This window comes from Spirosoma horti (assembly GCF_054776595.1).
In genome coordinates, this window is sequence record NZ_BAAHBQ010000002.1 from 248,538 (window position 1) to 273,617 (window position 25,080).

General features: G+C 49.3%; 20 protein-coding genes. 4 read left to right on the plus strand and 16 right to left on the minus strand.

Annotated elements, in window-relative coordinates:
* Positions 1-143: 143 nt before the first annotated feature.
* The 4 genes from ACYVAM_RS05075 to nadA all read right to left on the minus strand — a co-directional run bounded on the left by ACYVAM_RS05075 (position 144) and on the right by nadA (position 5,715).
* The gene (locus tag ACYVAM_RS05075; protein WP_046578690.1) at positions 144-1,184 is read right to left on the minus strand and encodes an aminoglycoside phosphotransferase/kinase family protein; all 1,041 of its coding nucleotides are present in this window, start codon (positions 1,182-1,184) and stop codon (positions 144-146) included.
* Positions 1,185-1,302: 118 nt separating this feature from the next.
* Positions 1,303-2,676, minus strand: a complete 1,374-nt coding sequence (locus ACYVAM_RS05080; protein ID WP_461064586.1) for a glutamine synthetase family protein — start codon at positions 2,674-2,676, stop codon at positions 1,303-1,305.
* Between the two features lie 338 nt (positions 2,677-3,014).
* Positions 3,015-4,601 carry an L-aspartate oxidase gene (gene nadB, locus ACYVAM_RS05085; protein ID WP_461064588.1) on the minus strand — a complete coding sequence of 529 codons (1,587 nt, stop codon included), beginning with the start codon at positions 4,599-4,601 and terminating at the stop codon, positions 3,015-3,017.
* A 124-nt stretch (positions 4,602-4,725) separates the two neighbouring features.
* A complete protein-coding gene (gene nadA, locus ACYVAM_RS05090; protein ID WP_461064590.1) occupies positions 4,726-5,715 on the minus strand; it encodes a quinolinate synthase NadA in 990 nt (329 codons plus the stop codon).
* Between the two features lie 229 nt (positions 5,716-5,944).
* Between nadA and ACYVAM_RS05095 the strand changes: the two genes are divergently transcribed.
* Positions 5,945-7,000, plus strand: coding sequence for a 2Fe-2S iron-sulfur cluster-binding protein (locus ACYVAM_RS05095; protein WP_461064592.1), 1,056 nt, complete (start codon positions 5,945-5,947; stop codon positions 6,998-7,000).
* A 57-nt stretch (positions 7,001-7,057) separates the two neighbouring features.
* Here the strand turns inward: ACYVAM_RS05095 and udk are convergent, their stop codons facing one another.
* From udk to atpD, 4 genes are all read right to left on the minus strand, one after another.
* Positions 7,058-7,675, minus strand: coding sequence for a uridine kinase (udk, locus tag ACYVAM_RS05100; RefSeq protein ID WP_461064594.1), 618 nt, complete (start codon positions 7,673-7,675; stop codon positions 7,058-7,060).
* Positions 7,676-7,773: 98 nt separating this feature from the next.
* Positions 7,774-8,019 carry an ATP synthase F1 subunit epsilon gene (gene atpC / locus ACYVAM_RS05105; protein ID WP_046578701.1) on the minus strand — a complete coding sequence of 82 codons (246 nt, stop codon included), beginning with the start codon at positions 8,017-8,019 and terminating at the stop codon, positions 7,774-7,776.
* Between the two features lie 77 nt (positions 8,020-8,096).
* Positions 8,097-8,738 (minus strand): hypothetical protein, encoded by a 642-nt coding sequence (locus ACYVAM_RS05110; protein WP_461064597.1) that lies wholly within the window; start codon positions 8,736-8,738, stop codon positions 8,097-8,099.
* Positions 8,739-8,835: 97 nt separating this feature from the next.
* Positions 8,836-10,362 (minus strand): F0F1 ATP synthase subunit beta, encoded by a 1,527-nt coding sequence (atpD, locus tag ACYVAM_RS05115; RefSeq protein WP_461064599.1) that lies wholly within the window; start codon positions 10,360-10,362, stop codon positions 8,836-8,838.
* 310 nt (positions 10,363-10,672) lie between these two features.
* On the opposite strand from atpD, the gene malQ reads away from it, so the two are divergent.
* Genes malQ through ACYVAM_RS05130 form a run of 3 tightly spaced genes read left to right on the plus strand, consistent with a single transcriptional unit; the run spans position 10,673 to position 16,088 of the window.
* Complete coding sequence (gene malQ, locus ACYVAM_RS05120) at positions 10,673-12,253, plus strand: 4-alpha-glucanotransferase (protein WP_461064601.1); 1,581 nt, start codon at positions 10,673-10,675, stop codon at positions 12,251-12,253.
* A 60-nt stretch (positions 12,254-12,313) separates the two neighbouring features.
* Positions 12,314-15,334, plus strand: coding sequence for a tetratricopeptide repeat protein (locus ACYVAM_RS05125; RefSeq protein WP_461064603.1), 3,021 nt, complete (start codon positions 12,314-12,316; stop codon positions 15,332-15,334).
* Between the two features lie 31 nt (positions 15,335-15,365).
* The gene (locus ACYVAM_RS05130) at positions 15,366-16,088 is read left to right on the plus strand and encodes an ABC transporter ATP-binding protein (protein WP_461064605.1); all 723 of its coding nucleotides are present in this window, start codon (positions 15,366-15,368) and stop codon (positions 16,086-16,088) included.
* A 91-nt stretch (positions 16,089-16,179) separates the two neighbouring features.
* On the opposite strand, the gene ACYVAM_RS05135 is transcribed toward ACYVAM_RS05130, so the two are convergent.
* From ACYVAM_RS05135 to ACYVAM_RS05170, 8 genes are all read right to left on the minus strand, one after another.
* On the minus strand, positions 16,180-17,358 hold the full coding sequence (locus ACYVAM_RS05135) for a Gfo/Idh/MocA family protein (protein WP_461064607.1): 1,179 nt from the start codon (positions 17,356-17,358) through the stop codon (positions 16,180-16,182).
* Positions 17,359-17,482: 124 nt separating this feature from the next.
* Entirely contained in the window at positions 17,483-17,968 is a 486-nt protein-coding gene (locus ACYVAM_RS05140) for a GyrI-like domain-containing protein (protein ID WP_461064609.1), read from the minus strand.
* A gap of 152 nt (positions 17,969-18,120) precedes the next feature.
* Positions 18,121-19,935, minus strand: a complete 1,815-nt coding sequence (locus ACYVAM_RS05145) for an acyl-CoA dehydrogenase family protein (RefSeq protein WP_461064611.1) — start codon at positions 19,933-19,935, stop codon at positions 18,121-18,123.
* A 207-nt stretch (positions 19,936-20,142) separates the two neighbouring features.
* Positions 20,143-21,321, minus strand: coding sequence for an acetyl-CoA C-acyltransferase (locus tag ACYVAM_RS05150; protein ID WP_461064613.1), 1,179 nt, complete (start codon positions 21,319-21,321; stop codon positions 20,143-20,145).
* 216 nt (positions 21,322-21,537) lie between these two features.
* A complete protein-coding gene (locus ACYVAM_RS05155) occupies positions 21,538-22,104 on the minus strand; it encodes an NADH-quinone oxidoreductase subunit J family protein (protein WP_461064615.1) in 567 nt (188 codons plus the stop codon).
* Between the two features lie 41 nt (positions 22,105-22,145).
* Positions 22,146-22,712, minus strand: coding sequence for a NuoI/complex I 23 kDa subunit family protein (locus tag ACYVAM_RS05160; protein WP_461064617.1), 567 nt, complete (start codon positions 22,710-22,712; stop codon positions 22,146-22,148).
* 30 nt (positions 22,713-22,742) lie between these two features.
* Complete coding sequence (gene nuoH, locus ACYVAM_RS05165) at positions 22,743-23,897, minus strand: NADH-quinone oxidoreductase subunit NuoH (RefSeq protein ID WP_461064619.1); 1,155 nt, start codon at positions 23,895-23,897, stop codon at positions 22,743-22,745.
* Positions 23,898-23,992: 95 nt separating this feature from the next.
* Positions 23,993-25,078, minus strand: a complete 1,086-nt coding sequence (locus tag ACYVAM_RS05170) for an NADH-quinone oxidoreductase subunit G (RefSeq protein ID WP_461064621.1) — start codon at positions 25,076-25,078, stop codon at positions 23,993-23,995.
* Positions 25,079-25,080 lie beyond the last annotated feature (2 nt).

Consider the following 25,080-nt stretch of genomic DNA (forward strand, 5'->3'; position numbering starts at 1 on the left):
CTACTAAGGCATTAAAATTTAGACGCTTACGGAATATGTTTCTTTAAAATGTTAAGATAGACACTCTACGTGACCAGGCGCTATTAAGTAGCGATGCTACACCGAATACGCCACTTTATTGGACGTGATCAGCACAGATGCGGCTAAATCCCCAATGCCTTCAAAATTTTCTCGGCATCGAAGGTCTCAATCGACGGAAAGTAAATATCGTAGGCCTCCCGCTGGAGTTTGATGGCGTAGGTGCGATGAAAAAAATAACGGCCGTATTTTATGACGTAGTTGAGGATAAAAAAACGGTACGCTTCGGGCAGAAACCGAATCTCGCTCTCCGTCAGTGGGAATACCCGATGATACTCCTGGAGGAACAACAAAAAGCGGTCTTCCATCAACGGCCCGATGACGTAACTGAACACCGTTCGGTCGCCCGCGTTGGAAACCACCCGGCTGAAAAAGTAAAAATCCATGACCCGGTAGCTGATCCTGAACCAGTCATAATCCCAGCGGGAATAGAGTTCAAGGTTATCGGTAACCGAAAAGTTACCGATATTCCAGTCGACAAAAACGGGCATGGTCTCCACCGATTTGGCAACCAGCTTCTGGCGATTTTCTAAGAATAGTTCACACTGCCGTTTCAATTCATCAGTATGCATCCGATGCTCAAACTGACCCGTTTCGGTTTCCAGTAAGTCGAGCAAATCCCAGATGTCAGAGCGTAATGTTTTGCTGGATTTAGGCAGCACCGGACTAACGCGCGAGCAAGCTTTATGAAATCGGGCTACTTCGCGGCCAAGCATTCGAATATGGTGTTCTTCTAACCGGCGGGGCAGTTTTAACTGAATTCGAATGGGATTGTAGAACACAACCCAGGCATCCAGAAAACCGTCTTTGTGTCGATACGTATAGACCTGGCCGTCGCGTACCAGTGATTTTGCCAGTACGTTTTCAAACGGATAAAGCAGGTTATTCGCCAACGCATGGATAATCCGATGGTCTTCCAGAAACTGTTCGTAGGTCCCGAAGTAGGAAAGCTTGGCAATAATATGATCACCATCCTCAAACGTAACTCTGAAAACGTGGTTAGTCGAAACCTTGGCACTGATGTCTTCGATGGTCTGTACCTGAACCGAGCCATCAAATTCTGCCCAGGCTTTTTTTATAATGGATGAATAATCAACGAGACGCATTTTTTATGTGTGTAGAGACGCATACTTGCGTCTTTTCTCCTCAACAACGCCATCCGGTTGCTGAGACTCCTCAACAAGACCATCCGGTTGCTGAGACGCAAGTATGCGTCTCTACAGTTTAAATAATTTCAAAATATCGTTTCAGTTCCCAGTCGCTCACCTGGCGAATGTATTGGCGCCATTCCCAATCGCGCGTTCGGGTAAAGTGGTCAACAAACTCTGTACCAAACAGTTCAACCGCCACCGATGAATTGGCCATTACCTGGGTAGCTTCGGTCAGATTTCTAGGCAGGGTGCCATTGCGGGTGTCGGCATACCCATTGCCAACCGAAGCCGGGATGTCGAGCGATAACTTATGGCGGATGCCATACAAGCCTGATGCCAGGGATGCGGCAATCGCCAGATAAGGGTTCGTGTCGGCTCCTGACACCCGGTGTTCAACGCGGGTGTAGGCTTCTTTATGATTAAGGATGCGTAGTGCCGTTGTCCGATTATCAATCGACCAGGTGACGGTAGTTGGTGCCCAGGCTCCTTCTACCAGCCGTTTATAGCTGTTTATCGTTGGGGCAAACATGGGTGTAATATGCGGCAGGCAATATAGTTGTCCGGCTATGAACTGGCGCATCAGGTTGCTCATGTGGTTGGGAGCGGCAGGGTCATAAAACAGGTTTTTCGTCTGTTCCGGATTCCAGAGACTTTGATGAATATGGCCGCTACAACCGGGTAAGTCGGCATTCCACTTGGCCATAAACGTAGCCACGATGCCATGTCGGTAAGCAATTTCTTTAACCGCCGTTTTAAAAAGAGCGGCTTTGTCGGCAGCCCGAACAACTTCATCGTGCATAATGGCGGCTTCGTAAACGCCCGGTCCGGTTTCGGTATGCAAGCCTTCCAGCGGCACATCGAACTGCGCCAGTAAATCAAACAAGTCGTGGTAGAACGTACTTTCGAGCGAAGGTCGCAAAATGGAATACCCGAACATGCCGGGGGTAAGTGGCTCCAGTTGCTGGAAGTTTTTGTCCTGTAAGCTCCTGGGGGTTTCTCGGAAATTGAACCACTCGAACTCTTGGGCGTACTCGGCATGAAAGCCCATATCCTGGCACTGACTGGCTATACGCCGGAGTAGACTACGCGGACAGGCTGCCAGGGCATACTGGTTGGGCTGACTGGCTGGACCAGGGCTGAAGTCAGCGATAAAGAACGGAATGTTGTCTTCCCACGGAATCTGGCGGAAGGTTGCCAGATCAAGGCGAACCGGTGCATCGGGGTAGCCGGAGTGCCAGCCTGTGGTTTTTCCATTGTCGTAGGGTGTATCGGCCGAGTCCCATCCCCAAACCACATCACAAAAACCAAAGCCATCGGTCAACCCGTCCAGAAATTTCTGCCGGTGAATGATTTTGCCCCGCAACACGCCGTCGATATCCGTAAACGCATATTTGATTTTCGGACTGTCGCTTTGCTTGATGAAGTCGATGATGTCTTGCTGGTTCATGAATTCCCGGATGTGTAGAAGCCTGATCCGTGCGTCTTCGTTAAAGCTCCCTATGTCAGTCAAACCACCTCATAAGGAGCTATCATAGACTACAACGCTAAGTTGAGGCTGACCAAAGGTACTGACATCATCCCAAACTTTGCCCATTTCCTCACAAACAGGTGCCGCTCCGTGAAAATTGCCATAACGAGTACGATAAATGTATTAAACTGCCTCTGGCTGTTCGGCAACCGATAGGTTGCAAAAAGGGTTGACGGGTAGATTTGGTCTTACCAGACAAGAGGCCCCTTTTTGCAACGTTCCGTTGCCGGATGGCCGCTGTCAAACAGTTCAATACCCTACTTCACATTGTCCAGATTAAAGTGGAGACCGCTATTTTCGCGACGTGCCATCGCCATTTTGATGACCAGATACGCTACTTCGATCATGTTTCGAAGTTCGCAAATGGGGACCGACACTTTCGATTGCCGGTACAGCTCTTCGTGCTCCAGATAAATAAGCTCCAGTCGGTCCATAGCCCGTTTCAGACGCCGATTGGTTCGCACAATGCCGACGTAATTAGACATGATCGACTCCAGCTCCTTTTTCATTTCGGTGACTAATACCAGTTCTTCGGGATGAGTCGTACCGGCATCGTTCCAGGCTGGAATATTATCCGGCAAAACGGCCTGGTCAAGTAATTCGACCGTTTTTTCGTAGGCGCGATGCCCAAAGACAACGGCTTCGAGCAATGAGTTCGATGCCAGTCGATTAGCACCGTGCAGGCCCGTGCAGGAGCATTCGCCCACTGCATATAGAAACTGAATATTCGTTTGGCCCCATTCGTTCACACGAATACCTCCACATAAGTAATGTTGCGCCGGTACAACCGGAATATAATCTTTCCGCAAGTCGAGCCCCAGGTGGTCGCGGCAATAGGCCGTGATGTTGGGGAAATGCTCGATGAATTTTTCGTAGTCGCAATGGGTCACGTCCAGATAAACGTGCGGATCACCAGCCTTTTTCATTTCCGAATCAATAGCACGAGCGACAATATCGCGTGGGGCCAGGGAAAGGCGAGGATCATAATTTTCCATGAAGGTTTCCCCCTTACGTGTCCGCAAGATGCCTCCAAAGCCGCGTACGGCTTCAGAAATCAGAAAATTAGGCTTCTTGCCCGGTTCATACAACGCCGTCGGGTGGAACTGAATAAACTCCATGTCCTTGCCGATACCCTTGGCGCGGTAGGCCATAGCAATGCCATCGCCGGTGGCAATGTTGGGGTTGGTTGTATTCTGGTAGATATTGCCAATGCCACCCGTTGCCAGTAGAGTTGTTTTAGCCAGAAATAACTCGACCTTGCCGGTTTGCGTATTCAGCACATAAGCACCGAAGCACTTGTTGTCCGTATCGTACCGATGAACCGTTTCACCAAGCTGGTGACGGGTAATGAGTTCAACGGCGTAGAAATGAGTGAAAATCTCAATTGATTTCAGCGAATTCGCCTTTTCGAGCAAAGCCCGCTCAATTTCAGCCCCGGTGATGTCTTTGAAATGAAGAATCCGGAAATCGGAGTGACCACCTTCTTTGGCCAGGTCATATTCATCGCCATCGTGTTCTTTGTCGAAGCGCGTACCGTAACTGATCAGCTCCTGAATGCGGCCTGGCCCTTCGTTGACCACAATCTCGACGATATGCCGGTCACTCAGAAAATCCCCTGCCACCATCGTGTCTTCGATGTGCTTTTCGAACGAGTCGTCCTCCGACCAGACCGCAGCGATACCGCCCTGCGCATATTTGGTGTTGGTTTCATCGGCCTGCACTTTGGTAATGACGCCGATACGAACATCCTGTTTCAGGTTGTCGAAGTGCATGGCCAGTTTGGTGGCGTAACTCAGGCCCGCAATACCGGAGCCAATAACTAAGAAATCGAATTGATGGGGCATTGGTGTTTTATTTGGCGGGTCTTATGCGCAATCGGCGACAAACGAGCAATTATCCCACTTGAACATAAATGACTTCATTTTTACTGTTTCCGACGCAACTAGGATGCAGGCGTATTTACGCTGACTATTTACTCAACTCCAGCATTCGCGCCACGGATTCATACGCTTTCAACCGCACGTCTTCCGGCACAATGATCTCCGGTTGTTCGTAGAGCATGGCGTTATAAACCTTCTCCATTGTATTCATTTTCATGTACGGGCACTCCGAACAGGCGCAGGTGTTGTTCTGGGTGGCTGGTGCCGGAATGATCTTTTTGTGCGGCACCGCTTCTTTCATTTTGTGCAGAATACCCGCTTCCGTCCCTACAATAAACGTTTGCTCCGGGCTGTCGACTACATATTTCAATAACGCTGTTGTCGAACCTACAAAATCAGCCTCGCTCAGAATGTGTTCTTGGCATTCGGGGTGAGCAATGAATTTCGCTTCCGGGTAATCAACTCGGAGTTTGTGCAGCTTCTCCAGCGAAATGTCGATATGAACAATGCAGGCACCGTCCCAAAGCACCATATCACGACCCGTTTTTTTGGATACAAACCGGCCAAGGTTAGCATCAGGAGCGAAAATGATCTTTTGATCTTTGGGCAGACTCTCGACAATTTTCAGCGCGTTGGACGAGGTGACGATAATATCGGATAGTGCCTTTATTTCGGCCGAGCAGTTGATATACGACAGCACAATATGGTCAGGGTACTGCGCTTTAAACTCGGCAAACTTGTCGGCCGGAGCTGAGTCGGCGAGTGAGCAACCCGCATTGAGGTCGGGAATGACTACTTTCTTCTCGGGCGACAGTACTTTGGCCGTTTCGCCCATGAAATGGACACCACAAAACACAATCATGTCGGCGGGCGTTGCGGCTGCCTGCTGCGACAAACCCAGGCTGTCGCCTATGTAATCGGCTATGTCCTGAATGGCCCCATTGACATAATAGTGGGCGAGGATAACGGCATTCTTCTCTTTCTTGAGCCGATTGATCTCGGCCACTAAATCTATATCGTCAGCAACGGGTTTATTCACATACCCTACGCGTTGAACTTCTTCCAGGAGTGCTTCCATTGATGATTTTACAAGCGGTTTTATAGTAAACAATGAATGAGGGCAAAATGTCACGCTGTCGGCCAATCCACCCGTGGATTCTGACAATTTTACAAGAGAACGATTGACGTCGCTCTTTGGTCGCGTAGCGGCTAGCGAATGACCGCAACGGGGCGAATTTCAGTAAATCAACCGGGCTTTCAAACATCCGCCCTCATTTGATTAGTTTTGGCATAAAGCAGACCTGTTCATGACCGACGATTTTCTTACGCTCCGGATCACCCGTATTTATTCAGAGACGTCAGATGCCAAAAGCTACTTTCTCGAATCGGTGGATGGCCGACCCGTTCGGCACCGCGCCGGACAGTTTCTGACATTGATTCTGATTCACAATGGACATGAAGTCCGACGATCGTATTCGCTCAGTTCGGCGGCCGATGAACCGCTGCGGCTGACCATCAAACGGGTAGAAAACGGTGAGATATCCCGGTATCTGCTCGACACACTACAGGTTGGCGATGAACTGAAAAGCCTTCACCCCGCCGGGCGATTTATGGTTGATCAACAGACCACGGGCGATTTGGTGCTTTTAGGCGCTGGCAGTGGGATAACGCCGTTGTTCGCTATCATTAAGCAGGTCTTATGGACAGAACCGCACCGGCGAGTAACCCTGCTTTACAGCAGTCCCCACGAGCGAACCATTATTTTTCGAACGGAGCTGGACGAGTTACAGACGCAATACCCCGATCGGTTTCGGCTGATCTATCTGCTCAGCAACCCGTCTGACGACTGGCATGGCCTTCGTGGGCGGCTCAACAACGTTATGCTCGAACGATTGCTGCCTGACCTGGTCGGTACGTCAGATCCACGGACGCTCCAGTTCTACATCTGCGGACCGGGTGATTACATGCGGACGGCTCAGTTTACAATTATCTTCAGCGGGTTCCGCCCTGACCAGATTCGGCGGGAAGATTTCGTCATTAAACCGGTTGTGATGACGCCCCCGCCTGCACTGGCTCAGGACCGAACGGTATTGCTGCGTATCCGCCGACGGGAGGGAGAGTCTGGTGAGGTTGAGATTCAGGTTCCGGCTTATAAGTCTATTTTACAGGCGGCTCTGGATGAGGGTATCCATTTGCCCTACAGTTGCCGGGGCGGCCGCTGCTCTACGTGCGTGGCCCGTTGCGTGTCGGGGAGCGTCCATATGACGATCAATGACGTCTTGACCGAGCGAGACTTAAATGAAGGCTGGGTGCTAACCTGCACCGGTTACCCGGAAAGTGATGGCGTTGTGATAGAAATTTAAAAGGAGTAAAGGAGGGAGCCCATGCGAAGCTTTTTCCTTTACTCCCTCCTCCTTTTTTTACACCTTCGTTTTCAGAAACTCAATCACAACATCCAGCCCTTTCTGATAGTGATTGTTATTGGGGATCACGATGTCAGCTTCGGCACGGTAGGGTTTGATAAATTGCCGATACGTGGGTTTGACGTGATATTTCCAGCGGTACATAACGTCGTCGAGGTCATAGCCCCGTTCTTCGGCGTCCCGTTTCACGCGCCGTTCGAGTTTAATACTGTTTTTGGCGTCAATAAAGATTTTCAGGTCCATCTGGTCAGCCAGTTCACGGAAGTGAAAAACGAAGATGCCTTCAACAATAATGATTGGTGCGGGCTGAAACGTCAGCATCTTCGGAATAATGTTCGGATTGTTGAACGTGTATTCTTTCTGGATTACAGTTTCGCCCTTACGGAGCTGGCCGATATGCTGGGCATACAGGTGGTGATCGATTGTTTCGGGTAGATCGAAATTATGGATGCCCTGGTCGTCTACCGGAATCACGTCGCGGCTGAGGTAATAATTATCCTGCGAAATCAGGCAAATCTGGTCACTGTTAAAGGCATTAAGCACACCTTTCAAAAAAGACGTTTTGCCTGAAGCACTGCCGCCGGTGATGCCGACAATAAACGGTTTGGTGGTCATGTTTTCGTCAAGACTAGATAGCTGGAGATGAACTGTCAATAAAAAAAGCGGTCCACTTGGGTAAAGTGAATCGCTTTTAAGACAAAAAGAGATATTGTTTAGAGTACAATCGCTTCGGCAAGCACCAGTACTTTATTTTGAAGTACTTCAACGACGCCACCATCAACCGTGAAGGTTTGCTGCCCCGAAGCTGTTTGCACGACAATTTGTCCTTTATCGAGCGTACTAACTAAAGGTGCATGGTTGTTCAGAACCTGAAACTGACCTTGAGTACCCGGAAATGTAACCGCATTGGCCTCTCCAGAAAAAACTTTACGGTCGGGCGTAATAATGTCTACTGTCATACTATGGGATGATGAATTATAAATGATGAATTATAAATGATTTTATAGATCATTCCTCATTTACAATTCATCATTTTTTATAAAGCTCCTTTTACAAAATTAAGCACACTGTTGATCTGGCTCTTGGCTACGGGTTCTGCCGCTTTGGCGGCAAGGCCGCCTTGGTTGAGTTTGCCAACGGTTGCCAAGGCTGTTGATACCAGCGATTGACCAGCGGATGAACCACCACCCAAACCGGACAGCACGCTACCAATACCGGATAAACCACTGGTTAACTGGCTGCCTTTTCCTAATAAAGAACCGGCGGCTAAAATACCTTCCAGTTTGTTGCCACCCGAGGCAAGTTTAGCCAAACTGACCGCTTTTCCTAAAACACCACTGCCTAGTGCACCCGTTGGAATCAGGGGTAGTAACGCTTTTAGCTTGCTCGCTTGAGCCAGTAGCTTGTCTTTAAACGAAGTAGGCTTGGTCTGCGCTTCAGCCTCCAGGCCACTGATACCCGCCTTTAGCTCTTGGGTTGTTGTGGCTTTATCGCCCTTATTCAAGGCCGCTACGGCGTTGTCTAAGTGTGTCGTTGACGAAGAATCCTGTATAACGGTCGAGTCTATCACCCGTGCCATTTGAGCAACTGGAGTTGCAGCCTGTGCAGAGACCACCGCAGCAAAAAACAAGCTTGCTGATAACATAACTACTCCACTCTTTAGTCTAATCGTTTTCATAAAAATCAAGTGTATTTTTAATTTCAGACCATTAGACTAAAGAGTGGAGCGTAAGTCTCCGCGCACCGATTAACAACGCATTAAATTGTTGAATCGTTTATTGACCAGACTCTTTCAGGAGCCGTTCGCCTTTCGCAACGGCGTCTTCAATCGTACCAACCAGGTTAAAAGCTGCTTCAGGCAAGTGATCGTACTTACCGTCAATGATTTGGTTGAAACCTTTGATCGTATCTTCGATAGGAACCAGAACCCCTTTCAAGCCGGTGAACTGCTCCGCTACGAAGAATGGCTGCGACAGGAAGCGTTGTACCCGACGAGCGCGGCTTACGATCAGTTTGTCTTCTTCCGATAATTCTTCCAGACCAAGAATGGCAATGATATCCTGCAATTCTTTGTAGCGTTGCAGAATTTCCTTAACGCGTTGGGCGGTATTGTAATGCTCATCGCCAAGAATTTCGGCTGACAAGATACGTGATGTAGAATCGAGTGGATCCACGGCAGGATAAATACCCAACTCAGAGATTTTACGGCTCAATACGGTCGTAGCATCCAAGTGAGCAAAAGTCGTCGCTGGAGCCGGGTCAGTCAAGTCATCGGCAGGTACATAAACGGCCTGCACCGATGTGATCGAACCCCGTTTGGTGGAGGTAATCCGCTCCTGCATGACACCCATTTCGGTAGCCAGCGTAGGCTGGTACCCTACGGCCGATGGCATACGACCCAAGAGAGCCGATACCTCAGAACCTGCCTGCGTAAAACGGAAGATATTGTCAACGAAGAACAGAATGTCACGACCTTCGCCTTCACCGTCGCCATCGCGGAAGTGTTCGGCAATGGTTAAACCTGACAAGGCTACCCGGGCACGGGCGCCTGGTGGCTCGTTCATCTGGCCGAATACGAAGGTTGCCTGGCTGTTGGTCATTTCGGCCAAATCAACTTTGGACAGATCCCAGCCGCCTTCTTCCATCGAATGTTTAAAGGCATCACCGTACCGGATGATACCCGCTTCGATCATTTCACGAAGAAGGTCATTTCCTTCACGGGTACGCTCGCCAACACCCGCAAATACAGACAGACCTGCGTAGGCTTTGGCGATATTGTTGATCAATTCCTGAATCAATACAGTTTTACCAACACCAGCACCACCGAAGAGACCGATTTTACCACCTTTCGCGTAAGGTTCCAGCAAGTCGATAACTTTAATCCCTGTAAACAGAACTTCGGTTGAGGTCGCCAGGTCTTCAAATTTTGGTGCAGCACGGTGGATGGGCAGGCCAACTCCCGTCGTGGTCGGTTGCGGAATACCGTCAATGGCTTCGCCAACGACGTTGAAAAGCCGACCCCGGATACCTTCGCCCGTTGGCATCGTAATCTGATGGCCCAGGTCAACAACATCTATACCCCGGTATAGGCCATCTGTCGAGTCCATCGCGATTGTCCGAACACGGTCTTCGCCTAGGTGTTGCTGAACTTCCAGAATCACCTGTTGTCCATTGGCTTTAGTTACTTTGAGGGCGTCCAGGATGGCGGGAATCCGTGAGCCTTCGCCCTCGAAACTCACGTCCACGACCGGCCCGATTATTTGCGTAATCTTACCCGTATTGACTGCCGTTGCCGTACTCATTTGTATAGGATATTCTTTTAATTATATGTTGCCCATTGTTTGGGACTGCAAAAGTAGGAGAAAAACCGCGTAAGGTCAAGGATCGACCCAGTCATTTTCTCGCTGATTCTTACCGGAATAGGTTTGGCAATAAGGTTTTTACGATAAAAAGTAAACAAAAGTAGCTTCGGGCGGATTTGTACAAAAACAAGTCTGTGGTCAATGGGTGGTCTGTACCCATGGGCTTTAGCCTGTGGTTCTCTCCAATTTATATGCGGGCTAAAGCCCATGGGTACAGACCATCAAGCGACGACTCACAACTTCTCTTTTCATGCTGCAACAACGTTCGAGTGGTCTACTACTCCATATTACATCACTGCCTTCCGCTCACGGCGTGGGCGACTTGGGTCCTGAAGCGTATCAATTTGCTGATTTTTTGGCGAAATCCGGGCAGACCTATTGGCAGATTCTGCCATTAACCCCCATCGATCCGGGGGCCGGTTTCTCGCCCTACAGCAGCCCATCGGCGTTTGCGGGCAACACGTTGATGATTAGCCTCGAAAAACTGGCGGACGAAAAATTGCTTGATCCGGATGAATTAGCCGTATTTAACGAACAGCCCGTTCGCGACGTAACCATAACAGAAGTTCCTGCCACGTCGGATGACACAACGACGGTGCTGGCGGGGCCGCTCGTAATGGCTCCCTCTACACTTCACGCGGCCTGGATCAAAAAACGTCCGTTACTGGAGCAGGCGGCTCAGACTTTTCTGCGTGAGGCAAGTCCGGCGCAACGGAGTGATTATGATCGATTTTGTAGCTGGCAAGCCGACTGGCTTAACGATTACGCGCTTTTTTCCGCCTTGCAGGAGGCAACGGGTGAACCATTCTGGATTCGCTGGCCTGCAGAAATCGTTCGCCGTGAGCCCGATGAACTGGCGCGGCAGAAGGATTTGCTGCAGGACCGAATCGAGGTAATAAAAGTTCTTCAATACTTTTTCATGCGGCAGTGGAATGAACTGATCGCCTACTGCTACACCCGGAAAATTCACCTCATAGGCGATATTCCCATCTATGTCCAACTGAATAGTGCCGATGTTTGGGCAAATCCAACGTTGTTCAAACTGGATAAGCATTTTCAGCCCCTCTTTGTTGCCGGTGCTCCTCCCGACTATTTCAGCGAGGATGGGCAGCGCTGGGGTAACCCTATTTATGACTGGGCCGAACATGAGCGTACGGAATTTGCCTGGTGGATGCGTCGGTTACGGCACCAGATGTCTTTATACAGCCTGACTCGACTGGACCATTTTCTGGGATTTGCGGTCTACTGGGAGATTCCGGCCAGCGAACCGACGGCTAAAGTGGGCGAATGGGTTAAAGCACCGATCGAAGCGTTCATGCATGCCATGCACCGGCAGTTCGTGCAATTGCCCATTATTGCCGAAGACCTCGGGGCTAAAGCGGCCGACATTCAGGCGTATCTGCGCCATTATGGCATTCCGGGTATGCGGGTTGTCCAGTTTGGATTTGGTGAGGATATGCCCACGTCGACTTATGCCGTACACAACCACTCCGAAAATTTTGTGGTGTATTCGGGTACCCACGACAATAATACGACCCTGGGCTGGTTTCGGGAGTCCGATGACGAACATCGGCAGCGCATGAATGAATACCTTGGGTTTGAAGTAACCGAAGAAAATGTAGTGGACCAGGTTTGCCGTCTGACCATGCAGTCGGTAGCACGGTTGGCGATTATTCCTATTCAGGACATTCTCAATCTCGACGAAACAAATCGAATGAATACGCCCGGTCTGGGTGGACGAAGCTGGCAGTGGCGTTTACAACCCGGCCAATTGACAGATGAGGTGGCCGAAAAGTTGCTAAAACTGACAAAGATGACGGGCAGAGAATAGCTTTCGAAAAACCTGTGTCGTTAAACGACACTAACCCGGGGCTAACTGCGTTTCTTTTTCATGTCATCCTTATTTTTCTGGAAAGATTGGGGCCGCTCGTATAGGCTGACCTATCTGTTTAGCTTTATTGTCTTCATTTTCAGTATCGTTGCGTTAGCCGTCAGTTGGGCAAAAGGGCTTACCAATGTTGTTCATTGGGATGTCCTGAGTGAGCTCAATGAGGTGCCTATCACGTTTCATCGCTTCTCCGACGGCCTGCTCGACTATGCTGTCGATGGAAAAGCCTATGCCGTTTCCGAGCAATTTGTCCCCTCGGGCATGCAGGTGCGGCCGGGTGTCGCCACGGTCTTTATGGTTGGTATCTGCCTGTCGTTTGTGCTTTTGATGAGCGCCATTACCCGCTTTAGCCGCGTACGTTACCTGATCAGTATGGCTGTGCTCATACTCGGTCTGGCTTTCTTTCGGTGGGAAATGCTCGAAATACCCGGGCTGGGCAGTAACTATCTGTTTTTACTTCTAACGTTTATTTTCGGGTCGGTCAGCTACTATTTTCATGCGTTCCGGCCAGATCGTACCATCATTAGTCGGCTTGGTGTCTTTGCGCTGTTAACAGCACTTATTGCGGGGATTTTGGGCGCCTTTTCGCCGGTGAAGTTTCCCGCTTTGGTCATTGTGAGTTATGGAATGCCGGTGCTGCTGGTCTTTAGTATCGAATTTATTTTCTTCATTGCCACCGAAATCATTGCCGGACTGGTTTGGCTGACATCAGCCGGGCGTTCAGACGCAACAGCGGCTGCTTCCGGCCAACGGCGGGTTCTGGGGATGAATAACTTTTTGTTTATTAGCTTTCTGTACCTGATCAACCTGGTGCTCATCTGGCTCAAGAATACCAAATCCATTGATTGGGATGTACTGGCTATCAGCCCGTTTGTGCTGTATCTTATTTCCGTCACGCTGGGCCTATGGGGCTTCCGGCGGTTGATCGAGCAGCAGGAAGCGTTCTCATTCCGCGATGCCGGTGCTTATTTATATTTGGGGACGGCCCTGCTCACTACGCTCACCATGGGTTATGCCTTTGCCACAGCCAACGATCCATTGGTGGAGATGTTCGAAGATGTAATTGTGTACACGCACCTGGCCATGGGCGTGGCTTTTGTGGCGTATATTCTGATAAATTTCTGGCCAATCTTTCAGCAAAACCTGCCCGTTTATCGGATTCTTTACAAACCCAAACGGCTTGAGTTAAGCCTGTTTCGGGTAGTGGGCGTGTTTGGTGTCGTGGTGCTGGTCGCGTCGGGTGGGGCCATTGCGTTCCGACAGAGTATAGCGGGTTATTATAACGGTCTGGGTGATTTATACACAGCTGCCAACGAGCCTAGATCAGCCAATGCGTTTTACCAACTGGCGTTAGAGCAGGAGTTTCAGAACCATAAGTCGAACTATGCGATGGCCTCGCTGGCCTTGTCGCAGAACAATCAAACGGCGGCTGCTTTCTTTTTTCAGCAGGCGCTTCTAAAGCAACCAAATCCGCAGGATTATGTAGGGCTAAGCCAGACGTATCTGCAAACGAATCTGTTTTTTGAAGCCGTAAAAGCCCTTCAGCGCGGTATTCGGGCCTTCCCCAAAAGTGGCGAACTTCGGAATAATCTTGGGTTCCTTTATGCCCGTACGAGCGTAGCCGACTCAGCTTATTACTATTTAAAGTCGGCAACAACGCAGGCAGACCGGGACGAGGTTCCGGAGGCAAACCTATTGGCGTTTTATGCCCGTAATCCCCAAGTTATAGCGGCCGATTCGACAATACTTTCGGATAAGAAAGACCTTGCTTATGAGTCGTATCAGGCCAATGCATTCGCTCTTCAGCTAATTTCGCCAACGGCTAATAACCAACCACTTAAGCCTGCCTGGTTATCAAGTGAATTGGCTAAGCAGGGATTAAGTGTTGGGCGGTTTGCCAGTCTATACAACTATACGCTAGCCGAACAAAATCCTGACAGTTCCGTAACGGGTAAGCTTCAGCGCCTGGCGGAGGATCCTGTAAACCAGGATTTTACGGACGATTTGTTGCTCGCCCGTGCCGTTGGTGAATACAAGCGACATAATCAATCTGTGGCGTTTAGCCTGTTGAGCCAGTTGGCGGAGAATGACCAGCGCAACGGAGCGGCCTATCGATCCATAACGGGCTTATGGATGCTGGAGCAGGGCTTGTACCATCAGGCGGCCGAAACATTTGGCGCGAATTCAGACACCACGTCGATCTATTACCGGGCCGTGGCTTATACCAAAGCCAATGACCCCGCCCTGGCACAGTCATTTTGGGAAATAGCCGCTAAAAATGATTCGGCTGTAGCCGCCCTGAAGCAAGTGCTTTATCAGGAACGTAAGCCACAAACGGATCTGGAAAAAGCGTTTTACGCAATGTACAGAACCGATGATCCTAATCGGGGAGCCTATTGGGAAACAATTCTGGACCCCAGCCTGAAAACGGTGGCGGGTGTTGCTCTGATAAACGATTATCTCGATCAAATGCAGTGGCGAAATGCACAACTGGTGCTATCGGGATTACCTAATGCCAAACAGGTTAGCCCCATCGCAACCTCCCTCCGAAACGTGGCTGCCATTCGTTTATCGGCTTTCCGACGGAGTGTCGGTTCGGCGGAGACCATGGCAAAAGAGTTTATCTTGCCGCAACACCAGGCGGAGCGGGATTACTGGTTGGGGCAGACGTACGAACGTACCCGACACGTTGATCTGGCGCAAAAGATGTATCGGCAAGCCCTTCGGCTCGCGCCTTTAAACGCTCGGATTGTTACGGCGGCTGCCCAACTTGCCCAACAGAAAAAACAAACGAAGTCGGCGTACGATCTCATTCTGACGGCTTTGCCTTTCAACGAAGATAATCCTGATTTGCTTAAGACATACATTACGTTATGTCTGGCGTTAAGCTTACCCGATTATGCCGAAAGTGGACTGGCTAAGCTTCAGGCGGCTACAACCCCTGCCGATTATCAGGCATTTAGGGCAACTTATCAGGAAAAATTAGCGTCGATCGAAAAGAGTAGAGAGAAGTTTCTACAATAAAGTAGATTTGTCTATTCAGCCTTGCCAAACTATGAATATTATTGAAACCCGCAGTATTGCCAAGCGTTATGTAATGGGTACTGAAGTTGTTGACGCACTTAAGTCCATTACCATTAGTATTCAGAAAGGTGAATATGTTGCATTTATGGGTCCATCGGGTTCCGGTAAATCCACACTGATGAACATAGTCGGCTGTCTGGATTCACCGACCTCCGGTCAATATATTTTGAACAGCCAGGATGTGAGCGGCATGCGTGAAAATGACCTGGCCGAGGTACGTAACAAAGAAATCGGCTTCGTTTTCCAGACGTTTAACCTGTTACCCCGCCAAACGTCGCTTGAGAATGTGGCTTTGCCGCTCATCTACGCGGGTTATAGCAAAGCCGACCGTACTGAAAAGGCGATGATGGCGCTGAAAAACGTAGGTCTGGAGAACCGGGCTGGTCACCGGCCCAATGAGCTTTCGGGGGGACAGCGGCAACGGGTAGCCGTTGCACGGGCTCTGGTCAATGACCCAAGTATTTTGCTGGCCGATGAGCCAACGGGTAACCTCGATACCAAGACTTCCTATGAGATCATGGACCTCTTTGACCAGATTCATAGTAAGGGCAACACGGTGATCATGGTTACCCACGAAGAAGACATCGCCGAATATGCGCACCGTATAATCCGGCTCCGCGATGGCCTCATTGAAACCGACCGGGCAAATACAAATATCCGCAAGGCTCAGGTGCTGATGCAGTCACTGGAGTAAAAAGCTGGCTACTAATCTCTCTGCCCTTTTTACTCAGCCAAGCTAGTGACGTGAGTTCTACTACTACACGCACCAGCTTGACAGATTTTTCCTACGCCTTCAAATTTATTTTTTTACCCGTTTCGGCGGCCTGATAAATGGCCTGTAAAAGTTTAACATCGCGCAGTCCTTCGGCACCCGTAACGTGGTCGGGTAGTTGTTTGCCATCGAGAAGGTCTTTACAAACGCCATCCATATGAGCGGCCTGATGGTTCACAATGGGCATTTCTATCGGTCCTTTGCTGGTCATTCCTTTAAGTGGACCATAGCCAAAAGCGGGCGATAGCTCAAACCAGCCTTTCTCGCAGGAAGCTCTGAGCCGCTCGACACCCGCGGTATAACTTGTGGTTGAGTTGGAAACGGCGCCACTCGGAAACTGGAACTGCCAGAACATGGTCTCTTCAACTTCTTTGAATTTATCTGGTTCCGTTTTAGGTGAAAACTGAGCGGTTACTGAAATCGGCTCTTCGCCGGTTACGTATCGTGCGCCCTGGACGGCATAGATACCAACATCCATGAGTGGACCACCACCCGCCATCGACTTCTTCATGCGCCACTGCGTTGGATCGCCAATACGAAATCCATCACTGCTTTCCACAAACTTAACGGCTCCAAAGACTTTCTCCTGGCCTAAGCGCATCACTTCTTTCGTGAATGGCTCGTAATGCAGCCGGTAACCAACTGCCAGTTGTTTATTGGCCTTCTTACAGGCATCAATCATATTCTGGCAAGCCTTTGGCGTAATGGCCATTGGTTTCTCACAAATGACGTGCTTGCCCGCCTGAGCCGCCCGAACAACGAACTCCTCGTGCATGGAGTTGGGCAGTACCACATACACTACGTCAATATCTTTGTTATCGGCGATGCGGTCGAAGTTTTTATAGTCATAGACGTTTGCCTTCGGAATGTTAAATTTTTGCATCCACTCTTCGGCTTTCGCGGGTGTGCCTGTCACAATGCCGGCCAGACGGCAATTTTGGGTTTGCTGTAAAGCAGTCGCTAACAGGTTTTTGCTATAATAGCCCAATCCAACCAAGGCAATGCCTAGCTTACGACCAGGCTGGCCTGCGCGTTCATTGGCCGGATTTGTCAACAACGAATAAAGGCCGCTGGATTCATTCTGGACAAACTGGTCGTTACCATAGCCAAGAAGTGGCAATGATAGAGCCGATGCGCCTGTACCAAGATTACGTAGAAAAGTACGCCGGGAATTGAAGTCTTGATTTTTCATGAATAGCCGTTTGGGGAGACTCGTTGATACTATGTTAGTTAGACAGGCTTTCGAGTCTATAAAAAAAGCACCAAAGCCGGGTTTTCTACCAGCTTCGGTGCCAAGTTATTGCAGGTTATTAAGGTTATACCAGCTTAATCTGTATTTCAGTTACGCAACGCGCCGGATTTTCCCGATCAACAACAGCATAGACCTCCCGCAAATACCCATCGTTCTGATACCCGTCCCGATAAAGTTGACCAAAAAGTGTATCGTATAGTGGACCAAAATCGCTCCAGGGCCCCGCGTAGGTATAGAAGGCACATCGAAAGGAAGGAAATACCTTGTAGGGAAATGTGTCGGACTGACTACCTGGCTGGCGAACGGGTAAGGCAATCTCCAACTGGAATTCATTCGTTTCATCGCCGTTGACACCTGTGTAAATCCATTGAACCGGGCCGCTGACCTCCAGTTCAAGGTGAGTAGCTTCTGCGTAAAGACTATCCATAACGTTAAATACATGTCGCTCCAGTGTTGATAAGGTCGCGCGAGTCGTAAAACAAAGGGCCGTAAACGATTCTGTTTCTTCGATTTGTAGGGCTTTTTCAGGAATTTCCAGTTGCGTTGTCATGATTTTTGGCGTTTGTAAATAACATGACAAAGATCGCGTGGGGTAGTGACAGCCCTGTGTCAGTAGGGACTGCGTTTATTGACATGTCCACAAACAAACGAGCCAGCCCCTGTTCAAGGACTGGCTCGCTATGGATCGACTCTTTACGTCTTCTAAAAAATATACTTGTTCTCGGCAATCATCGCATCAGCAATCTGGCGCCGGGCGTCTTTGAGGTTCATCGGTTCAATTTTCGTAAACCGTTTCAAGCCCATCAGCATACCCCGTAGCTCATCGCCTTCGGCAAACGACGTAATAGCCGACCGCCCTGAGTTGTTGACTTTCTCAACCGCTTCGTGCAAGTAAACCAACGCCATCTGCTTCTGAAGAGCAACAGCTTCTTCGCCTTTGATTCCAATGAGTTTTTCAACGCGTAGCAACACTGATTCAGCTACGTAAATTTCGATAGCCATATCGGCCACGTTCATCAGAATTTCCTGCTCGTTCGAGAGGTTCATCATGAACTTTTGCACAGCAGCACCCGATACCATTAGAGCGGCTTTTTTCAGATTGCGAATGACTTTTTTCTCCGCAATAAATACACCGTCTTCCTCTTCGGTATTGAAATCAGGGATAGACATGATCTCTTTGGCAACGGCCATCGCCGGACCCATCAAGTCAAGTTCGCCTTTCATAGCCCGCTTCAGCAGCATATCTACGACCAGCATCCGGTTGATTTCGTTCGTACCTTCAAAAATCCGATTGATACGTGCGTCGCGGTAAGCCCGGTCCATCGGCGCGTCGGCTGAATAGCCCATACCACCGTATACCTGAACGCCCTCGTCAACTACATAATCCAGAGCTTCTGAACCGTGTACTTTCATGATGGCGCACTCGATAGAAAACTGCTCCAGCGCTTTCAATTTGGCCGAAGCGTCGTCGAGTCCCTGGCTTTTAAGGTCTTCGATCAGGTCGTCGATGTTTTGGCCAGCCCGGTAAGAAGCCGTTTCAGATGCATATACTTTCAAGGCCATTTCGGCTAGTTTGTGCTTGATCGCACCGAACTCAGAAATCGCCGTTTTGAATTGCTTCCGTTCGTTCGAATAACGAATGGCATTATTGATCACTTCTTTCGAGCCACCCACGGCGGCAATGCCCAGCTTAATCCGTCCAATGTTCAGAATGTTAACGGCGATTTTGAAACCATTACCACGTTCTGACAATAGGTTTTCAACCGGTACTTTGCAGTCATTAAAGAAAATCTGACGAGTGTCAGAGCCTTTGATGCCCATCTTATGCTCCGGCTCATTCATCGTGATGCCTTCATATCCACGCTCGACAATGAATGCCGACAGGTTTTTGTCCGGTTGGCCGTTGCCATCGTCAATTTTAGCAAAGACAATGTAGACATCGGCAAAACCACCGTTAGTAATCCACATTTTTTGCCCATTCAACACATAATGGGTACCATCTTCGGTTAGTACTGCTTTAGTTTTTCCCGAGTTAGCATCTGAACCCGAATCAGGCTCCGTTAAGCAGTAAGCGGCTTTCCACTCACCAGATGCTAGTTTAGGAAGGTATTTCGATTTTTGGTCTTCGTTCCCATAATATACAATGGGTAACGTACCAATACCGGTATGAGCTGATAACGCCACCGAAAAGGAATGGCCCGCACCTGTCACTTCAGCGACCAGCATGGACGTATTAAAATTGGTACCAAAACCGCCGTACTGTTCCGGTACGGATGTGCCCAGAATACCCAGTTCACCGGCTTTGTCCATCAATGATGAAATCAATTCGGGGGACTTGGCATTGTCAATTTCATTTAGACGTGGCCAGATCTCCCGTTCCAGAAATTCGCGGCAGGTAGCCGCAATCATCTGCTGCTCTTCAGTAAATTCTTCAGGAATAAAGACCTGTGATGCCTGCGTTTCCTTGATCAGAAATTCGCCACCTTTTAAGGAGGCTTTTGGTTCTGCCGCGATCATATCAAAAAGAGTTTATTATGCTTGCATACTAATTCGTTAACAAATAAAATCATTTCAAAAGTAGTATGCAAGCATACTAATAATATTTTTAGTGTAAATAATCCTATCCGTTTTTTTGGAAAGATAAGAGCGCTTTGAAAGTCCCTTTAACACAAAAACCGGATGCTGGAAGCCAGCATCCGGTTCAGTAAAAAACCATATAGTCCGTCAATTAAGCCGCTCAAAAATTCCGGCAACACCCTGTCCGCCACCAACGCAGGCGGAGACCATTCCGTATTTCTGATCGCGACGGCGCATTTCATTAAGCAATTGTACCGACAATCGCGCGCCCGTAGAGCCGAGTGCGTGGCCCAGTGCGATGGCGCCACCGTTTGGGTTTATCTTGCTGGGATCGAGGCCTAATTCCTGAATAACCGCTAATGACTGAGCCGCAAAAGCTTCATTCAGTTCAATTAGATCAATATCATCCTGCTTGAGCCCACCTTTTTTGAGCGCAATAGGGATGGCCGCAACGGGGCCAATACCCATAATTTTGGGCTCAACACCAGCTGTCGCGTAGGATACCATGCGAGCAACGGGCTGAAGATTTAACTCATTTACCAGGCGCTCCGACATGACGACGACAAACGCAGCTCCATCGGAGGTTTGTGACGAATTACCAGCAGTAACCGATCCACCAGCTGCGAAGACGGGCTTTAATTTAGCCAAGCCTTCGGCACTTGTGTCTTTGCGAGGACCTTCATCCTGCGCAACCGTCCACTCTCGGGTTTTCTTTTTATTGCTTTCTGCGTCGAAATACGTTTCGCTTACCTTAATGGGGACGATTTCATCCGTGAACTTGCCGTCTTTCTGGGCGGCCAGCGCCTTTTGGTGCGACGCGTAGGCAAACTCATCCTGGGCATCGCGGCTGATGTTGAATTGCTGGGCAACCTGTTCGGCGGTGAGGCCCATGCCTATATAATAATCGGGGTGAGCTTTGGCAATTTCGTAGTTGAGGGCTGTTTTCCACCCCATTACCGGCACCATCGACATGGATTCCGTTCCACCGGCAATAATACAGTCGGCCAGGCCAGCATGGATTTTGGCGGAGGCAATTGCAATCGCTTCCAGTCCAGAGCCACAATACCGATTGATGGTCATGCCGGGAACACTGTTGGGGAGTGATAACAACGCAATGTAGCGGGCAATCTGCATGCCTTGTTCCGCTTCGGGAACGGCATTCCCAACAATGAGGTCTTCAACACGAGCCGGGTCAAGTGAAGGAACCTGACTCAGTAAATGCTTAATAACGTCAGCCGCCATATCATCAGGGCGGGTAAAACGGAGCCCTCCGCGCGGTGCTTTACCCACGGCTGTACGGTATCCGGCTACAATGTATGCGTCCATAAAAATGCGATGTTGTTTTACTGATTAAGCAGGCAACTCAAGGCAATAACTTATTTCGTAGGCGAAAAATTACACTTGATTCGGAAATTATTATGCAAGCATACTATTTTCTTTTGATAAGTACAAGTTTTACCTGTGCGTCCCTCTCATTCGTTTACAGGGTGCCTAAAAACAAAAAAGCCGCTCATTGAGCGGCTTAAAAATAGAGAATTCCGATCAGAAATGGCGATCACCGGCTTCACGCTTGCCAAGCATGACTGCGCCAACCATGGCCACCAGGAACAGAACAGAGGCTAATTCGAAAGGCAAAATATAGTCGCTATAGAGTAACTGCCCCAGGTTCTCTACAAGTCCCGTTTTATTGCTGAAAGTCGCGGCACTAACCGTTGGAACCTGCGCACTTTTTGCCCGGAAAATTGTGATCAGCATAATCATCAGTATGCCGCCAACAACGACCGAAATCATTTTGGTCAGATTCGTTTTCGATTCTTCATCTTCTTTCCGCAGGTTCAGGAACATGATCGTGAACAAAAACAGGACCATGATAGCACCCGCATAGACAATGATATTCACCGCTGCCAGAAACTGGGCATTTAGTAAAATATAATGGCCTGAAAGGCAGAAGAAGGTAGCGATAAGCGCCAGAACGCTATAAATAGGGTTACGGGCCGTTACAACGCCAATCGCGCTAAATAGCGTAAGCGCCGTTAGGGCCAGAAACAGATAACCGGTTGGGGTTAACGTCTTAAAGAAAGTTGTAAACTCAGTTATAGATTCGGTCATAGCTCAATTAACTAGAGAATGGTAGAGAAGACAGCGAGCGGCTAGGTAGCCGCCCGCGTTAGGCTTGGTTCGGTTGGGGTGGTCTGCACTTCGGAGTTGGCGATTCGGATATACCGGTCATCCATTTTCTCCACCAGTTTGTCTTTGCCATAAATGACATCGTCACGCTCCATGAAAACCGGCACCATGCGGTCGTGGCGCAGGTAAACGGCCTGTTTCGGGCAGGCCTCTTCGCACAGACCACAGAAAATACAGCGTAACATATTTATCTCGTAAACAGCCGCGTATTTCTCTTCTCTATATAATCCTTCTTCCCCTTTTTTGCGTTCTGCCGCTACCATCGAGATGGCTTCGGCAGGACAGGCAACAGCGCATAGACCACAGGCTGTGCAACGTTCCCGGCCCTGTTCATCACGTTTCAGTACGTGGTGCCCACGGTAGATCGGGCCAAGGTATTTTTTTACCTCGGGGTATTGAATAGTTGGCTTCTTCCGGAAAAAGTGGCTGATTGTGATGGCTAACCCGCCCACAATGGCAGGTAGATACATCTTCTCGGCCAGCGTCATTTCCTTATTGCTGACTTGTTTGGAGCGATTCGTTAACTGCATGATCGTTTGTTTTTCGATACAGGTCGCCGGTTAAGCCCCTTGTGGTATAGCTTCCCGTTTCGGTGCCTTTGCTGATGAGACCATAACCATGACCACCATCACGACAACAATGAGCCAGGTTGCGTATTTAAAATTGTATAACAACCCTGCGCCGGTTAAAATCACATTCAGGATCGACAGGGGAATCAGTGTTTTCCAGCCCAGGTTCATTAGTTGGTCGTATCGGAAGCGCGGCAGCGTCCAGCGAACCCACATGAAGAAGAAGATGAAGAAGAAGATTTTACCGAAGAACACCACAAAGCCAATGGCGGTTGCGATGTTGTGCCCAGTAATCGCACCCATTGACTTTTCGAGTGCGCTACCAACTTCGTTCATGAATGGATAATGGAATCCACCGAAATAGAGGGATGAGATAAAGGCCGACGAAACGAACATATTGATGTATTCGGCGAACAGATAAAAGCCCAGTTTCATGGAACTGTACTCGGTATGGTATCCGCCAACAAGCTCGGTTTCACATTCAGGCAGGTCGAAGGGCGTACGGTTACATTCAGCAAACGAGCAGGTCAGAAAAATGATGAACCCGATCGGCTGTGTAAAAATATTCCACTCGAAGAAACCCGCCTGCTGATCAACAATGGCCCGAACGGATAAGGAACCCGTCATCATCAGAATGGCGATCATCGATAAACCCAGGGCAATTTCATAGCTGATGTTCTGGGAGGCCGCGCGTATTGCGCCCAACAGCGAAAACTTATTATTCGAAGCCCAGCCACCGACCATTACGCCATAAACGCCCAGCGATACGACACCAAAGATGTATAAGACACCGATGTTGATTTCAATGCCCTGAACGGGAATCGAATAATTATCAAACCGGATACTGTCGCCAAACGGAATAACTGCGCTCGACATGAGGGCGGTCAGCATGGCTAAACAGGGACCAAGGATAAACAGCCACTTGCTGGCCTGAGAGGGAATAAAGTCCTCTTTGAAAAACATTTTGCCCGCGTCGGCTATTGGCTGCAACAGTCCCCAGGGACCCGCCCGGTTGGGGCCAAGACGATCTTGCAGGAAGGCTGCAACTTTGCGCTCGGCGTACGTTGAATAAGTCGCAATCAGGAGCGTTATCCCAAAAATGACCAGGATAATGATACCCTTTACGAGTAATACGGTTAAGTCCATTTTTAAACGTTTTTGGTTCTTCGTTATCAATTGGTTTTCTGGCGATCACGTACGCATCAGCCAATCGAAAACCGTAAACTAACTACCAATGACTATCAAGGTTCTGGCTCCAGGGCTGATGGCAACACTTTCGCAAAACGTTCGGGAGGTAATTGCTGGATACCCAACTGCGAGGTGTCCCGCTTGTCGTCGATCAGTTTGTAGTCGGCAGCGGCCAGACGCTCGCCAAAACTTGGCTTGACCGTGTCGGCCCGGTATTTATTCGCCGAAATAACCGAACTCCGCGATATTTTTGTTGGGCCTTCGATTGTCCAGTCGCTTGTTTTCTTCGTATCGAAGCGGCAGGTATTACAGATAAACTCGGTTACTTCATTCCACTCATTTTTGCGGGCTGTTACCCGAATCACATCGTCGCCCCGATACCACAGGGTTACTTTTCCTGAGCAGGTTGGGCAATCGCGGTGCGCATCGACGGGCTTTGTAAACCACACGCGGTTTTTGAAGCGATAGGTTTTGTCGGTCAACGCACCAACGGGACACACGTCGATAACGTTTCCTGAGAAATCGTTATCAATTGCTTTCTCGATGTAGGTGCTAATCTCCGACGCATCGCCCCGGTTCATGACGCCATGAACGCGTTTGTTCGTAATCTGATCGGCCGTATATACACAGCGGTAGCACAGAATGCAACGCGTCATGTGCAGTTGTATGTACGGGCCGATGTCCTGTTTTTCGAACGTCCGGCGATCTTCTTCGTAACGGGTAGTCACTTTGCCATGATCGAAAGCAAAGTTCTGTAAATCACATTCACCGGCCTGATCGCAAACCGGGCAATCGAGCGGGTGATTCAACAGCAAAAATTCAACGATACCGTTCCGGGCATCAATAACTTGTGGACTAGTTTCATTCTCGACGACCATGCCATCCTGGACAGCCGTCAGGCACGATGCGACCAGTTTTGGCATAGGCCGTGGGTCTTTTGCGGATCCTGCTGCCACACGTACCAAACACGCCCGGCATTTGCCACCACTACCTTTCAGAGGCTGGTAGTAACACATGGCCGGAGGAGCCACCGCCGGACCTATTTTTCGAGCGGCCTGTAAAATGGTCGTTCCCGGCTCCACTTCAACTTCAATTCCGTCAATAGTGACTTTTAACAGTTGCGGCTTTACGTCTTCCATAT

What these genes read in the sequence shown, in the direction of transcription:
- ACYVAM_RS05075 (WP_046578690.1), bottom strand. Translation starts at nt 1,184, where the DNA reads ATGCGTCTCGTTGATTATTCATCCATTATAAAAAAAGCCTGGGCAGAA.
- ACYVAM_RS05080 (WP_461064586.1), bottom strand. Translation starts at nt 2,676, where the DNA reads ATGAACCAGCAAGACATCATCGACTTCATCAAGCAAAGCGACAGTCCG.
- nadB (WP_461064588.1), bottom strand. Translation starts at nt 4,601, where the DNA reads ATGCCCCATCAATTCGATTTCTTAGTTATTGGCTCCGGTATTGCGGGC.
- nadA (WP_461064590.1), bottom strand. Translation starts at nt 5,715, where the DNA reads ATGGAAGCACTCCTGGAAGAAGTTCAACGCGTAGGGTATGTGAATAAA.
- ACYVAM_RS05095 (WP_461064592.1), top strand. Translation starts at nt 5,945, where the DNA reads ATGACCGACGATTTTCTTACGCTCCGGATCACCCGTATTTATTCAGAG.
- udk (WP_461064594.1), bottom strand. Translation starts at nt 7,675, where the DNA reads ATGACCACCAAACCGTTTATTGTCGGCATCACCGGCGGCAGTGCTTCA.
- atpC (WP_046578701.1), bottom strand. Translation starts at nt 8,019, where the DNA reads ATGACAGTAGACATTATTACGCCCGACCGTAAAGTTTTTTCTGGAGAG.
- ACYVAM_RS05110 (WP_461064597.1), bottom strand. Translation starts at nt 8,738, where the DNA reads ATGAAAACGATTAGACTAAAGAGTGGAGTAGTTATGTTATCAGCAAGC.
- atpD (WP_461064599.1), bottom strand. Translation starts at nt 10,362, where the DNA reads ATGAGTACGGCAACGGCAGTCAATACGGGTAAGATTACGCAAATAATC.
- malQ (WP_461064601.1), top strand. Translation starts at nt 10,673, where the DNA reads ATGCTGCAACAACGTTCGAGTGGTCTACTACTCCATATTACATCACTG.
- ACYVAM_RS05125 (WP_461064603.1), top strand. Translation starts at nt 12,314, where the DNA reads ATGTCATCCTTATTTTTCTGGAAAGATTGGGGCCGCTCGTATAGGCTG.
- ACYVAM_RS05130 (WP_461064605.1), top strand. Translation starts at nt 15,366, where the DNA reads ATGAATATTATTGAAACCCGCAGTATTGCCAAGCGTTATGTAATGGGT.
- ACYVAM_RS05135 (WP_461064607.1), bottom strand. Translation starts at nt 17,358, where the DNA reads ATGAAAAATCAAGACTTCAATTCCCGGCGTACTTTTCTACGTAATCTT.
- ACYVAM_RS05140 (WP_461064609.1), bottom strand. Translation starts at nt 17,968, where the DNA reads ATGACAACGCAACTGGAAATTCCTGAAAAAGCCCTACAAATCGAAGAA.
- ACYVAM_RS05145 (WP_461064611.1), bottom strand. Translation starts at nt 19,935, where the DNA reads ATGATCGCGGCAGAACCAAAAGCCTCCTTAAAAGGTGGCGAATTTCTG.
- ACYVAM_RS05150 (WP_461064613.1), bottom strand. Translation starts at nt 21,321, where the DNA reads ATGGACGCATACATTGTAGCCGGATACCGTACAGCCGTGGGTAAAGCA.
- ACYVAM_RS05155 (WP_461064615.1), bottom strand. Translation starts at nt 22,104, where the DNA reads ATGACCGAATCTATAACTGAGTTTACAACTTTCTTTAAGACGTTAACC.
- ACYVAM_RS05160 (WP_461064617.1), bottom strand. Translation starts at nt 22,712, where the DNA reads ATGCAGTTAACGAATCGCTCCAAACAAGTCAGCAATAAGGAAATGACG.
- nuoH (WP_461064619.1), bottom strand. Translation starts at nt 23,897, where the DNA reads ATGGACTTAACCGTATTACTCGTAAAGGGTATCATTATCCTGGTCATT.
- ACYVAM_RS05170 (WP_461064621.1), bottom strand. Translation starts at nt 25,078, where the DNA reads ATGGAAGACGTAAAGCCGCAACTGTTAAAAGTCACTATTGACGGAATT.